We start from the raw sequence: 13,355 nt of genomic DNA on the forward strand, positions 1-13,355 counted from the left end.
GGCCGGGCAATGACCGATCCGTCCGATCCGGGTGACCGTCAGAGACCCGAGCACCCGCTCACGGGAACGTCGGCGAACCGGTCCATCATGTAGCGCGCCGCCGCGCCCCCGTAGCCGTCGATCAGCTGCGGCCCGAAGTGATTCGGCAGCACCGCGCCGGGGAGGATCGGCGGGAGTTCGTCGGTCAGGAACGTCACCGCGCCGCCGCGACCGCACCAGTCCTCGGCGAGCCGACGCGCCTGGCCGTAGGGCACGGTGTCGTCGTTCCGTCCGCTGGTGACGAAGACCGGCGCCGAGGGACGAAGGCTGCCGATGCGCTGCTGCGCCAGGATCGGGCCTGCCTCCGGAATGGTGCCGAGGTTCTCGAGCAGCGGCCGGCCGTCCCGGGTCAGGGACTCGGTGCGCAGGAACGGGTGCCGCAGGATCGTGTCGGCGATGCACTCCGTCGACACCTCGGCGAGCAGGCGCTTGCCGGTCTCGGTGGTGCGCTCGTCGACCCGGGCCTGCAGCTCGGGGTGACGCTCGACGAAACCGTTGAGTGCGTAGCCGATCACGCCGCCGATGAGCGTGCCGTCGACGGTCCCGAGCACCTCGAGCAGATCGGCGGTGGGGGCACCGGCCCACGTTCCCTTGACGTTCAGCTCCGGTGCGTACTGCGCGGCCAGTTCCGCGGCGGCCGCGGTGGCGCCGCCGCCCTGCGAGTAGCCCCAGAATCCGACGGGCGCCGCGGGGTCGCCGGCGAGGGAGTTCGCGGCCCGAGCCGCGTCGAGCACGGCATGGGCCTGCTCGAGCCGGTTGACGTAGGTGTGCAGGCCGGGAGTCCCGAGGCCGATGTAGTCCGTGACGAAGACCCGCGCGCCCATCGCCCGCCAGAGAGTGGACGACACCAGCTCCTGGTTCGCCGAGAGCGACGGCGGGGACAGGGCCGCGTTCAGTCCGGTCGAGAACGCGCGGGACGGTGCGCACTGATCGCCCTGCCCGATGGTGCCCGGGGCCACCACGATCGTCGGGCGGGGCCCGGCACCGGTCCACGGACCGCCCGCGTCGAGGTACGTGCCGGTCACGGCGACGGGATCGCCCGCCTCGGTCCGCGAGGTGTACATGACGCGGGTGCCGGTGACCGGGTAGGCATCGCCGGGCGCCGGGGCCGCGAGATAGACCGGCATCGGCTCCGTCCGCACGACGGCGCCCGGCGTGGTGTCGAACTGCGCCGGGGGAGTGTAGAAGTCCGGTGCGGCGGCCGCGGTGGGGGCCGCGAGCACCGGCAGCGTGGCCGCGATCAGGGCGACGGCGACCGCGCCGACCGTTCCTCGGATCGAACGTGTCATGGTGACCTCTCGTGTCAGACGACGGTGCCGACGTCTCGGGCGGTGATGGAATCCATGGCGCGCTCGGCCACGGCGGCGATGGTCATGGACGGGTTGCAGGCGGCGCAGTTGCCGGGGATCAATGCGCCGTCGAGGACGTAGAGGCCGCGCTGCCCGAGCACGCGCCCGTCGAGGTCGCACACGGCGTTCATCGACGCGCCGCCGAGCGGATGCCACGTCGAGGGGAACGCGGCGTTGGTGTCGATCAGTACGCTCCCCGGCCCGGCGATCGCCTGCACGCGGGGGCCGATGGTGGAGTTCTGGATCGCGGCGTCGCCCTCGTACGGCCACCGCAGGATCGCGTCGTCTTTCGCGGCGTCGTAGACGAAGTGGCCCCGGGCGTCGCTGACCCCGTAGCCGACCAGCACTGTCGTGTGCTCGTTGATCCCGAGTTGCGGCATGGACGCCTGAATGACCGTCGACGCCGTGCGGGGATTCGACCAGTCGAGGCTGCCGTAGACCACCGGCCCGCCCTGGACCGGTCCGAAATCGTGCTCGGCGGTGGACCAGGCGTAGATGCGGTCGGCGTTCGACCCCCAACCCCGGCCGAGCGCGTCGGGCAGATCGGGGATGCGCCCGGCCGCCGCGGCGCGCATCAGCAGGCGGGTGGTGTTCATGGTGCCGGCCGCCATGACCAGCGTGCCCGCGGTGAGGATCAGGTTCTCCAGGACGGTGCCGCGCTCGTCGATGCGCTCGACGTACACCGTCCACCGGCCGTTGGCGGCGCGCTCGACGTCGGTGACGTGATGCAGGCTGCGGACGTCGACCAACCCCGTGGCCTCCGCGGCGGCGAGGTAGGTGACGTCCACGGAGTGCTTGCCACCGTTGTTGACGCCCATCGCCCCGTCGCCGTTGGTGTAGGACGGGCGCATCTTGCCGGCGAGCTCGTCGAGGGCGAACTGCCAGTCGATCGGCATCGGGATCTTCGACACCGGTTGCCCGGCCCGGTGGGCGTTGGCGGCGAACGCCCGCGGAGCGGCGTAGGTCGGGGACTCGATCAGCGCGTCCGGCGCCACCTCGAGGCCGAGCATGCGCGCCACCCGCGGGTAGTGGACGCGGTTCATCAGATCCCAGTCCAGCTCCTCGGGGAACTGGGTGAGGAAGACGTCCTTCGCCGGTTGGAGCGTCATGCCCTGGTACACGAGCGAGCCGCCGCCGACCCCGGCCGGGCAGAGCACGGTCATGTTCTCTCCGGGGACCGCCTCGACGAGGCCGGCGTACCGACCGACGTCGAGGGGGCGGCCGAAGAGGTTGGCGCCCGAGCCGTACCAGAGGAGCCGCTCGTCGGGGGCCGTCGCGGACGGGAACGTCGTCGAGTTCGGACCGCTGGGCCAGCGCCGACCGCGTTCGAGGACCGTCACCGGCACGCCTGCTTCGGCGAACCGCAGCGAGGCGACGCCGCCGCCGAATCCGGACCCGATCACGAGGACTCGATGGTCCTCGCGCGTGAGGGCGACTCGCCGCGGGCCGGCCGTTCCGCGGGGCGACGCGCTCGCGGTCGTCCCCACCACCGTGCCGGCCACGGCCGCCCCGAGGGCGCCCACCGCCCCCGTCACGAACGCACGTCTGGTCACCGTCATCGTCGGAATTCCCCCCTGGTGTCACCGGCGGTGACCAGTTAGACACTTTCAGCCGGAAGTGTCAAGCGTCACGGGGGTCCGGATCTGCCCGCATCGACCGGGGGAGGGTGCGACGCAGGAACGTGCGCAAGGCGTCGTCGTCCCGCGTCCGAGCGTCGTCGAAGATCACCACCGACAGCCCCAGTCGTACCACCAGCAGTGCGATGTCGGCGAGGGCCTCGTCGTCGATCGCCGGGTCGATCTCGCGGAGCGGGGCGAGCAGCGGGAGGAGCACGGGGAAGGCCTCGTCCACGACAGCGTCGCCCAGAATGGGATTCGCCGAATCGAGCCGGAGCAGGGTCGCGAGCACCGGATGATCGCGCACCGCTCGGCGGCCCGTGACCAGCAGATCGATCACGAAGTCCCGCGGCGAGACGGCCGAGGCCCCGCCCGCGCGCAACCGCCCGAGCACCTCGAGCGCCAGTTCCTCGAGAGACTGCGACACCATCTCCTCGCGCGACCCGAAGTGCGCGTAGACGGTCTGGCGAGAGACCCCGGCCACTTGCGCCACGGCGGCGATGGTCACGGCCTCGAACCCTCCGCGCTCGATGACCTCCCACGTCGCCCGCACCACCCGGTCGCGGGCGCTCACGCGGCCACCCGACGGTGCGCGCGGAGGGCGAGCGCACCCGCGACGGCGACGAGCGCGGCCACCACCGCGGCGAAGACGATGCCTGCCGTCGTCACGCCCACCGCGCGCGTCAGGAGGCCCTCGGCGACGACGGGGACGCTGATGGCGACGTAGGTGACGACGAAGTACGCCGACGTCGTCGATGCCTTGCGGTCCGGCGGTGCACCCGTGGCGATGCCCGCCAGTCCGCGTGCGAAGGCGATGCCCTGGCCCGCGCCGCCGGTCAGGCCGGCCGCGGCGAGCACCGGCCACCATCCGGTCAGCAGGGCTGCGACCAGCAGGACCATGCCCGCGAGCATCGCCCCCACGGCACCCGCGTCGGCGCCCCGCTCGGACAGTCGACGGCCGAGGAGTTGGCCGACCAGCGACCCGCCCATCACGGTCACCACCAGACCGGACTGGCCGAGCACGGACTCGACGCCGGCGACCTGTGCGGCGATCGTCGGTGCCAGGGCCGTGAACAGACCCATCACCGCGAATCCCGCGAAGCCCAGGATCGCGGCCCGCACGAAGAAGTCGCGCACGGTCTCGGGGACCGCGGGGGAGAGGGGGCGGAGGCGGCCGGGGCGCCGCGGCCGGGTCTCCGGCACCACGGCGACGATCAGGGCCGCGACGACGACGAGGATCAGGTGCACCGCGTACGTCGTCCGCAGCGGATGCGGCGCCAGCGTCACCAGCACCGCCGCGAGCACGGGCCCGGTGCCCAGACCGCCGATGGTCGCCAGACTGGCCAGCAGCGGTGCGCGCGCGGACCACCGGCCCTGCGCCATCTCGATGACGGCGACCGAGGCCGTGCCGACGAACACCCCCGCCGACAGGCCGGAGACCACCCGAGCGATCAGCAGGACCGTGGTGCCGTCGGCGAGCAGGAACACCACGTCGCTCACCGCGGCGAACGCCAGACCGAGCCCCAGCACCGGGCGGCGGCCGAGAACGTCGGACCAGGCGCCGAAGGCGACGAGCGCAGCGATCACCCCCACCGCGTACACGGCGTAGACGACGGTCACGGTGAGGATCGAGAATCCGAATTCGCGTTCGTAGTGGGTGTACAGCGCGGTGGGCATGGTGGTGCCCACCATGACCGTCAGCAACACCGCCGCGAGACCCAGCGTCTGCGACGCGCGCCCCGCCGTCGTCACGCGAAGGTCCGGCGCACGACGACGCGCGGGAACCCGCCGGCCACGGCGTCGGTGGTGGCGACCATCTCGAATCCGGCGGCCTCGAACACCGACCGCACGCCGACGAACGCCATCGTGAGGTCGACCTTCTCGCCCCGATTGTCGACGGGATAGGCCTCGACGGCCGGGGCGCCGTTCGTCCGCGCGTACTCGGCGGCGCCGCCGACCAGCGCGTGCGACACACCCTGCCCACGGTGTCCGGGGCGCACCCTGACGCAGATGATCGACCACACCGGAAGGTCGTCCACCGGAAGGATCTTGCGCGAGCGGGCCACCGGGAGCTCGGCACGCGGCGCGACCGCGGCCCACCCGACCACCTCGTCGCCGACGTAGGCGAGGACACCCGGCGCGACGTCCCGGCTGCACAGCTCGAGCATCGCGTCCCGTCGCTCGGTGCCCTGCAGCTCACGGTGGACCTTCGCCGGCAACCGGTGACTGAGGCACCAACAGACGTTCGCGCCCGGGTTCTTCGGCCCGACCATGACCGCGACGTCGTCGAAGCGCTCGGCGGTCGCGGGCAGAATTCGTACCTCGCTCGTCATGACCCGCCTTCCGCGGACGCTTCGGCCCGCTCGTATCCGGCGCCGACGCGACCGACGGCGACACCGTGAAACAGTATGCTGGCCAACACCGTCAGAGCCATGACGTACAGAACGAAGAAGGCGTCGTCCAGGTCGGCCATCTCGTTCCAGGCGAGCAGACCGAAGACGATGGACGCCGAGCCGCGGGGGCCGAGCATCGCCACGGCGCTCCGATCCCGCCGGGTGAAGTCGCTGCGCAGCAGGGCCAGCCGGGTCGGCACGATGCGCACCACCGTGAGCGCCGCCGCGACGAACACCACGATCTCCCAGCCGGGGAGGCCGACCCCGATCAGGTACGACACCGTGGCACCGAAGACGAACCACATGGCGGTACTGCTGAGCACCGCCAGGTCCTCGACCATCGCCAGTTCCGTGGTGTCCACGGTTCGGCCCACCGTGCGGGACGCGTGGAACACGATCCCGGCGACGAATGCCGCCACGAACCCGTTGCCGGACAACACCGTGGCGCCCGTGTAGGACAGGAACACCAGCAGTACGACGGCGAGACGGACGCCGCGCGGATCGGCGAGGCCGCGGTCGACCACGAATCGGATGGCGCGCGCGCCGCCGTACCCGACGACGGCGCCCACACCGCCCGCCACCACCGACGCCTGGATTCCGTGCAGCACGGCCTCGGCGGTGCTCTCGTGCGGGCCGTTGTCGTCGATCAGCGCCAACGCGATCACGAAGATCGGCGCGACGATGCCGTCGTTGTACCCGCTCTCGACGTTCAGCAGCCGCCGAACGCGGAGCGGAATACGGCTGTCTCGCAGCAGAATCGACGCAGGGGAGAGGTCCGTCGGAACCACCACGCAGGCGATCACCGCCAACACCGCGAGCGGCAGGTCCGTGAACAACACGGCGCCCAGCCCGAGCGCGAGCGCCATGGAGCCGGGCAGCGCCAGCGCGAGAAGACGCACCGGAGCCGACCGCTCGCCGCCGAACAGGCCGCCGCGGACCTCGGTGGCGTCGACGAACAGCAGCAGGGCGAGGACCAGCTCGACCACCTTCTCCGTGGCCGGAGCGTCGATCAGCTCGGTCAGGTCCACGCCCGTCAGTGGGGCGACGATCATGCCGGCGACGACCACGATGAGCGGCGCCGAGATCCGACGCGCGTCGAGAGTGCGCGAGACGAGGAGGCAGGCCAGTCCGACACACAGTCCCACCACCACGAACGGTCCCACCGCGTCACCTCCCGAGTGTTGGTGCAGATCACCATGACACGACCAGTCTCGTCGTGCGAGGTTCGCCGATGGCACGACAGGGGCATGATGACGTCATGGGGCAACCGGGGAACGACGCACTGATCGACTTCGACCGGATCGACTTCACGGCGCACGGCCGATCGGCACCGGTGTACCGGCTCGGAACCGGCCCGGCGGTGGTGGTGCTGTCCGAGATGCCCGGCATCACCCCGCGGGTGGCCGACTTCGCCCGCACGGTCGCCGGGATCGGGTGCACGGCCGTGGTGCCGCACCTGTTCGGGCGCGACGGTCACGACCCCCGAGCCGGCCGGGTACCGGCCGTGGGCTTCGTGGCATCCACCGTGCGGGCCATCGTCCCCGCCTGCATCAGCAGTGAATTCACCGTCCTCGCGACGGGCAAGTCGTCACCGATCGTGACCTGGCTGCGGGCGCTGGCCGCCGAGGAGCACGAGCGCTGCGGCGGACCGGGTGTCGGCGCGATCGGCATGTGCTTCACCGGCGGGTTCGCGCTGGCCATGGCCGCCGACGACCGACTGATCGCACCCGTCCTGTCGCAGCCGTCGTTGCCGTTCGCGGCGACGCCGAGCCGCGTTCGGACGATCGACGTCGACACCGACGACATGCGGGTCGTCGAGAATCGCTGCGCGCGCGGCGACCTCAGCGTGCTCGGCCTGCGCTTCCAGGGCGACCGGATGAGCCCGTCGGGACGCTTCGCCTGGCTGAAGGAACGGCTCGGGGACGCGTTCACGGCCGTCGAATTGCCGGATGCGTCGGCGAACCCCGACGCCCCCGGGCCGCCGCACTCCGTTCTGACCGAGGGCCTGATCGACCGCCCCGGCGAGCCCACCCGAGAGGCGCTCGACCAGGTTCTGGACTTCTTCCGCGACCGATTGCTGAGGACGTAGCAGCGATGCAGCCGACCGTCCTCACGTGAGGTCGCGCCGACGCAGAGCCCAGAGCCCGATCCCGACGATAACGACCTCCGGAGTGGTCGCCGCCATATTGCCGACCCTCGGACTGATACGCGCGGTCGACCTCGGTCGCGGTATCGCCGCACTCATCGTCATCCTGGTCGGCGCGGCGATCGCCGTGTCGATGCTGCTGCACGATCCCAGCGCGACCCGAGTAGGTCTCTCCGCGTTCCTGTTCACGCCCGTCGTGGCGGGCGAAGCGGTCAGGCACCTGCGTCTGCAGTACCGATAATCGACATTATGTCAGCTTGGATCAGCGAGCAGGGTCAGGACCGCTCCACCACCGACACGATGACGGCACTCACCTCGTCGTAGGCCTCCTCGACCGTGAGCGTGCCCTCGGCCGCCGCGGCGGAGACAGCGTCGGCGGCACCGAGCATGCCGACCATGGCCGGCGTGGACACGTCGCCGGTGCGCGTGTGCTGCGCCAGGATCCGCCGGCACTGATCCGCGTACGCCTGGTCCGCCCGCCGCTTGTAGTCCGCCAGCTCCGTCGATCCCTCCAGGGCGGCGGCCACCCCGGCGAGTTCGCGTCCATGGCGCACCACGCAGTCCACGTACGAGACGGCGATGGCTCTCGCGGTGTCGACCACCCCGCCGTCGCCGACCTCCGCCACCGCCGCATCCAGTGCAGCGGACTGCTCCGCGTCGTACTCCTCGAACATGGCGACGACCAACCCGGCGCGTGTCGAGAAATGATCGTAGACAACAGGTTTGGTGACGCCCGCGACGTCGGCGAGGCGGCCGAGGGTCAGGGCGTCCGCGCCGTCCTCCCGCACCAGGGTCCAGGCGAGATCCAGCAACTGACGACGTCGGTTCGCCCTGGTCATCCGCTGCCGCACCATTCGACACTCCCCTTCGTCGCCCTACCTACCATCAGTAATTTAAGCGTGGTAGCTTCGGGGAGAAACCTACCATCGGTACATAGCCGGAAGGGGCCTTCCCGTGCGCACTCTCATCGTCGTCGACCATCCCGACACCACCTCGCTGACCCACCACGTCGCCCGTCGTCTCGCGGACGACATCGCCCACCGAGGCGACGACGTGGCGATCGCCGACCTCCACGCCGAGGGCTTCGACCCGCGGTTCACCCTGGCGGACCGACAGCGGTACAGCGCCGACGGGCCGCTCCCCTCCGACGTCGAGGCCGAACAGCGCCGCCTCGACGACGTCGACCACCTCGTCCTGGTGTTCCCCGTGTACTGGTGGTCGGTGCCCGCGACCCTGAAGGGGTGGATCGACCGAGTCTTCGTGCACGGGTGGGCCTTCGACGACACGACCGTCCCCGTGACGCGCAAGCTCGGACACCTCACCGTCCACCTCGTGGCCGTCGCCGGCGAGGACGCGGCAGGATTCGCGAAACGGGGCTACGACGCCGCGATGGCGACGCAACTCGAGACCGGAGTGATCGGATACTGCGGCGCGCGTCTCGGCGCGCGGGTGACGGTCCACTCCTCCGAAACCACGTCGCGGAACGAGCTCGCGCGGGCCGTCGACGGCGCGGTGACGTCGGTCGCCGCGGTGCAGGTCGGCGTCCCCGTGTGAACGTATGTTCGATTTCTGTCGGTGGGTCGGTCTAGTCTGTCGTCGGTGTCGGGGGGCACCTGATCGGCCGAGACCGTACGGGGGTGGGGCGTGACCGTGATCGACGACGTCCTCGCCTCACAGCGCGCCGCCTACGCCGCGCACGCGGCGACCGTGCGCGGCGCGGTCGCCTACATCACCGAGACCCCCTCGGGCCATCACGACGCCGACGCCGTCGAACGCGCCCTCGTCTCCGAGGTGGCCGCACGGCTCACGGTCAGCCGCCGCACCGTGCTGGACTGGATCGGAACCTATTGCGCGGCACCACCTGCCGTGCGCGACGCATTCCACTCGGGACTGCTGCCGTGGGCGGCGTTCCGGGCACTGTGCCGCGCGCTCGCGGGCACGACTCATCGTGACGAGCGGCTGCTCGGCCGATTGATCGACGCCGCGTGCGGCGCCACTCCGGGCACAGTGCCCGCCGCCATCGACGGTGTCCTGGCGGAGTACGACGCCACCTGGCATCGAAAGGCCCGGGAAGCGGCCACCGCCGAGCGCGGGATGACGGTGCGGCGGCTCCCCCGCGGCCAGGCCGAACTGCGACTGCGCGGGCCGGCCGAGATGATCGCGGACATGAGTCGGCGCGTGACCGACGCCGCGCGACGGCTGTGCGGCACCGATTCCCGGCCCCTTCCTGCGCGCCTGTTCGACGCCGCCCACGCCGTGATCACCCGCAGCGCTCTGTCCTGCACCTGCCCGGACCCCACCTGCCCGCACCGTGACGTCGACACGGCCGCGCTGCCGATCCCGCGCGCGTGCATCGTGATCGACGCCGCCACCGCGGCCGGCCTGTCCGGCGAGCCCGGTCACCTGCTCGGGTGGGGCCCGGTTCCGGCCGACACCGCGCGCCGCATCGCTGCGGACGCGACGTGGCAGGCCGTCATCACCGAGGCCACGACGAACCCGGCGGCGCGCCTCGATCGACCGTCCTCGCGCGCGGACTCTTCGCTGCCGGTGGCGAACCCTCACCGCCGCGGCCGGCCCCGTCCGCTACCGGGATGGGTGCCCGACGTCGGATCGACCGCGCGATCGACGGCCTGGACCGCGATGCGCACCGCGGTCGACTTCCTGCGTGCCCATCCCGACCAGGAGGATCGCTTCCGATTACTTCCGCCGAATCGGATCGCGACTCCCCCGCCACCGTCGGCGCTCGTCTACGCACCGAGTGCCGCCCTCCGCGCCGTCGTCGAGGCTCGATACGCCACCTGTGTCGCGCCGGGATGCCTCGTGCCCAGCTCCGACTGCGACCTCGACCACGTCGAGCCGTTCGACCACGACGAGCCGCTCCTCGGCGGCTGGACCGAGCTGAGAAATCTCGAACCGCTGTGCCGCACGCACCACAACGACAAGACGGCGGGCCTGTGGACCTACCGCATGCTGGACCACGGCATCGTCGCGATCCGAGATCCGCACGGGCACAGGTACTTCACCGCACCCGACAGGCTCGACAGATGAACGGGGCTAGAAGGACCCGCCGCCGAGGATGTGCACCAGACCCAGCACCAGAAAGCTGGCCACGTACAGCGGTCCGCGAATCGGATCTCCCGCAGATGCACCCTCGCGCAGCCATTCGACGATGTCGGTCACCATCACGTCCTCCTGTGCTCGTCGGCGTCCGTCGGAGACGAGGATACGAAGGAAACCGACCGGGCGTCATCCTGCCGCGTCGGCGGGATCTCCGAAGCGAACATCGAGGGGCCGCTGCGTCACCGGCGTCTCGTGCAACCGGAGATACTCCTCGGCAATGACGTCCGGGTCGTAGTCGGTGCCGGGCGCCACCGGGCCGCACACCGTGACCGTCGAACAGCCGATTTCCCGTGGTGCCCACTCGGTCGCCAGGAGTTCCACCAGCGCCCGCAGCCCCGCCTTGCCCAGTGACAGCGTGGTCAGGGTCGGCAACGGCGTCGGCATGCCGGCGGTGGCCAGGAACGATCCGCCGCCGAGGTCCGCCATCCGCGGCAGCAGGAACGCCGCCGCCGTCACCGCCCCACCGACGTTGACGGCGTACGTGTCCGCCACCGTGCGCGCATCGAGATCGGTCACGCGGTCGGTGCGGATGACCCCGGCGTTGTAGACCACCACCTCGGGCACCCCGAGACGGTCCACCAGATCGCCCAGCGCTCCACGGAGCCCCGCCTCGTCGGCGACGTCCGCGAGAACCCCGGCCTTCGGGGTGTCGAGGTCGGCCAGCACCCCGTCCACGGTGGTGCGCGAGCGCGCCGCGACGCCCACCGGCCGTCCGGTCGCGGCGAACCGCCGCGCCACCGCCCGACCGATTCCCGGACCCGCCCCGATCACGACCACCGCACCCATGCCGCCTCCTACCCCGCTCCCGGCGACGCTCGTCGCCGCCTCCGGTGCGGCATACCCCGTCTGTACCGTGGGCGATCGTGACTCTCTCCCGTACCGCCGTAATCCTGGCCGCCTGCGCCACCGCCTCGCTCGCCCTGGCGGGGTGCAGCAGCAGCGACACCGCGGCGCCGACCGGCACCACCTCGGCCGCCGCCGCGGCCACCACCACCGCAGGCACCGGCACCGCCGACTCCCCGCGCACGACGTGCCCCACCGCGGAGCCCGCGGACGACGCGGCGGCGGACTGGACGCTCGACGGTGACACCGGCTCGATCGCCGTCGTCGGACCGACGGCCGACACCGCTCCGCGCGTCGACGTGCAGGGACCGTTCTCGGTGGCCGAGACCCGTGTGCAGACCCTGACCACCGGCGACGGTCCGGTCGTGTCCGACTCGGCGCGGGTGTCGGTCTGCTACCAAGGCGTCAACGGCCGTGACGGGTCGGTGTTCGACAGTGCCTTCGAGCGCGGCGCACCCGTCGCGTTCCCGCTCGCGAACGTGGTCCCCGGCTTCCAGAAGGCGATCGCCGGTCAGACGGTCGGGTCGACGGTGGCCGTCGCGGTGACGTCGGCCGACGGGTACCCGAACGGCCAGCCGCGCGCCGGCATCGAGGCCGGCGACAGCCTGGTCTTCACCATCGACATCCTGGACGCGTCCGCCTGACGCCGCCGGTTTCTCGTCGCCGCGGGTCTTAGGTTAGCCTCTGCTCGGTCGCGCACCGGTGCGATCACGGCCCGTCGACGACCCGGCGGCCGATCACCGTGGAGAAGGATCCCTCGACTCGTGCGTGCTCGTCGTCTCGGCCTGGTGGCCGTCGCAACCCTGACCCTCGGCACTCTCGTCGCCTGCGGCGCGTCGGAGGAGGTGACGGACTCCACCGCGGCCACCACGGACGGCGGCACCGTCTACCCGCTGACGCTCGACAACTGCGGCGAGACGGTCACCGTCGACGCCCCGCCGTCGCGTGTCGTGTCCCTGGACCAGGACTCGACCGAGATCCTCCTCTCGCTCGGCCTGCAGGACCGGATGGTCGGCACCGCGTCGTGGACCGACCCGGTGCGCGCGAATCTCGCCGACGCCAACGCCGCGGTGCCGCGTCTGGCCGACAACGCCCCCACCTACGAGGTGGTGCTCGACACCGAGCCCGACTTCGTCACGGCGTCTTTCGGCCGTCACTACAAGCAGGGTGGCGTCGCCGAGCGTGCGCGTTTCACCGAGGTCGGTGCTCCGGCCTACCTGTCGCCCACCGACTGCGACAACGGACGCAGCGTCAACGGCGGCACCGCTCGCACCACCCCGCTGACCATGGACTCGCTGTACCAGGAGATCACCGAACTGGCGGCGATCTTCGACGTCAACGAGCGCGGTGCGGCCCTGGTCGACGAGCTGAAGACGCGCGTCGCCGCCGCCACCGACGGGGTCGAGAGCGGCGACATGACGGCGGCGTTCTGGTTCGCCGACACCACCAGCCCGTACATCGCCGGCGGTTACGGCGCGCCGAACCTGCTCGCGACGTCGCTCGGTATCGCGAACGCCGGCGCCGACATCCAGGACGACTGGGCCGCTCTCGGGTGGGAGAGCGTCGTGGACCGGGATCCGTCGATCCTGGTGCTCGGTGATCTCACCCGCGACCGCTTCCCCGGCGACCGGCTGGCCGACAAGATCGCCTTTCTCGAATCGGACCCGGTCACCAGCACCATGACGGCCGTCCGTGAGAAGCGGTACCTCACGCTGCACGGCGCCGAGATGAATCCGTCCATCCAGCTGGTCGACGGCCTCGAAAAGATGTCCGCCGGTCTGCGCGAGCTGGACCCGTCGTCCTGAGCGCGCCCGCCACGGACCGCCCGACGGCGATCGCCCCGTCTCCG

15 protein-coding genes are annotated in these 13,355 nt (G+C 71.5%); 6 read left to right on the forward strand and 9 right to left on the reverse strand.

What is annotated here, in order from left to right; all coding sequences use genetic code 11:
- Positions 1-38: 38 nt before the first annotated feature.
- The 6 genes from A3Q40_RS08685 to A3Q40_RS08710 form a co-directional block, all read right to left on the reverse strand.
- Positions 39-1,328: a lipase family protein gene (locus A3Q40_RS08685; RefSeq protein WP_068101397.1), complete on the reverse strand. Its 1,290-nt coding sequence runs from the start codon at positions 1,326-1,328 to the stop codon at positions 39-41.
- Between the two features lie 14 nt (positions 1,329-1,342).
- The gene (locus A3Q40_RS08690) at positions 1,343-2,947 is read right to left on the reverse strand and encodes a GMC oxidoreductase (RefSeq protein WP_082833835.1); all 1,605 of its coding nucleotides are present in this window, start codon (positions 2,945-2,947) and stop codon (positions 1,343-1,345) included.
- Between the two features lie 61 nt (positions 2,948-3,008).
- Positions 3,009-3,578 carry a TetR/AcrR family transcriptional regulator gene (locus tag A3Q40_RS08695; RefSeq protein WP_068101399.1) on the reverse strand — a complete coding sequence of 190 codons (570 nt, stop codon included), beginning with the start codon at positions 3,576-3,578 and terminating at the stop codon, positions 3,009-3,011.
- The gene (locus A3Q40_RS08700) at positions 3,575-4,756 is read right to left on the reverse strand and encodes an MFS transporter (RefSeq protein ID WP_068101405.1); all 1,182 of its coding nucleotides are present in this window, start codon (positions 4,754-4,756) and stop codon (positions 3,575-3,577) included. Before A3Q40_RS08700 ends, A3Q40_RS08695 begins: the two co-directional genes overlap by 4 nt.
- Complete coding sequence (locus A3Q40_RS08705; protein WP_068101407.1) at positions 4,753-5,337, reverse strand: GNAT family N-acetyltransferase; 585 nt, start codon at positions 5,335-5,337, stop codon at positions 4,753-4,755. The genes A3Q40_RS08700 and A3Q40_RS08705 overlap by 4 nt, the downstream gene beginning before the upstream one ends.
- Complete coding sequence (locus tag A3Q40_RS08710; protein WP_068101410.1) at positions 5,334-6,560, reverse strand: cation:proton antiporter domain-containing protein; 1,227 nt, start codon at positions 6,558-6,560, stop codon at positions 5,334-5,336. Before A3Q40_RS08710 ends, A3Q40_RS08705 begins: the two co-directional genes overlap by 4 nt.
- Positions 6,561-6,655: 95 nt before the next feature.
- Between A3Q40_RS08710 and A3Q40_RS08715 the strand changes: the two genes are divergently transcribed.
- Positions 6,656-7,486 (forward strand): dienelactone hydrolase family protein, encoded by an 831-nt coding sequence (locus A3Q40_RS08715; protein ID WP_068101416.1) that lies wholly within the window; start codon positions 6,656-6,658, stop codon positions 7,484-7,486.
- Between the two features lie 82 nt (positions 7,487-7,568).
- Positions 7,569-7,784 (forward strand): hypothetical protein, encoded by a 216-nt coding sequence (locus A3Q40_RS08720; protein WP_068101419.1) that lies wholly within the window; start codon positions 7,569-7,571, stop codon positions 7,782-7,784.
- A gap of 34 nt (positions 7,785-7,818) precedes the next feature.
- On the opposite strand, the gene A3Q40_RS08725 is transcribed toward A3Q40_RS08720, so the two are convergent.
- Positions 7,819-8,382: a TetR/AcrR family transcriptional regulator gene (locus A3Q40_RS08725; RefSeq protein ID WP_235606531.1), complete on the reverse strand. Its 564-nt coding sequence runs from the start codon at positions 8,380-8,382 to the stop codon at positions 7,819-7,821.
- A 115-nt stretch (positions 8,383-8,497) separates the two neighbouring features.
- Here A3Q40_RS08725 and A3Q40_RS08730 point away from each other — a divergent pair, with 115 nt between their 5' ends.
- Both A3Q40_RS08730 and A3Q40_RS08735 read left to right on the forward strand, forming a co-directional pair.
- Entirely contained in the window at positions 8,498-9,097 is a 600-nt protein-coding gene (locus A3Q40_RS08730; protein WP_068101422.1) for an NAD(P)H-dependent oxidoreductase, read from the forward strand.
- Positions 9,098-9,187: 90 nt separating this feature from the next.
- Positions 9,188-10,591 (forward strand): HNH endonuclease signature motif containing protein, encoded by a 1,404-nt coding sequence (locus A3Q40_RS08735; protein WP_068101425.1) that lies wholly within the window; start codon positions 9,188-9,190, stop codon positions 10,589-10,591.
- A gap of 6 nt (positions 10,592-10,597) precedes the next feature.
- On the opposite strand, the gene A3Q40_RS20995 is transcribed toward A3Q40_RS08735, so the two are convergent.
- Positions 10,598-10,726, reverse strand: a complete 129-nt coding sequence (locus A3Q40_RS20995; RefSeq protein ID WP_256365941.1) for a hypothetical protein — start codon at positions 10,724-10,726, stop codon at positions 10,598-10,600.
- Between the two features lie 63 nt (positions 10,727-10,789).
- Positions 10,790-11,449 carry an SDR family oxidoreductase gene (locus A3Q40_RS08740; RefSeq protein ID WP_068101428.1) on the reverse strand — a complete coding sequence of 220 codons (660 nt, stop codon included), beginning with the start codon at positions 11,447-11,449 and terminating at the stop codon, positions 10,790-10,792.
- A 77-nt stretch (positions 11,450-11,526) separates the two neighbouring features.
- On the opposite strand from A3Q40_RS08740, the gene A3Q40_RS08745 reads away from it, so the two are divergent.
- Positions 11,527-12,150, forward strand: a complete 624-nt coding sequence (locus tag A3Q40_RS08745) for an FKBP-type peptidyl-prolyl cis-trans isomerase (protein WP_068101429.1) — start codon at positions 11,527-11,529, stop codon at positions 12,148-12,150.
- A gap of 120 nt (positions 12,151-12,270) precedes the next feature.
- Entirely contained in the window at positions 12,271-13,311 is a 1,041-nt protein-coding gene (locus tag A3Q40_RS08750; protein ID WP_157889532.1) for an ABC transporter substrate-binding protein, read from the forward strand.
- Positions 13,312-13,355: the final 44 nt, after the last annotated feature.

The sequence above is a fragment of the Rhodococcus sp. PBTS 1 genome, assembly GCF_001620025.1.
GTDB lineage: Bacteria > Actinomycetota > Actinomycetes > Mycobacteriales > Mycobacteriaceae > Rhodococcoides > Rhodococcoides kroppenstedtii.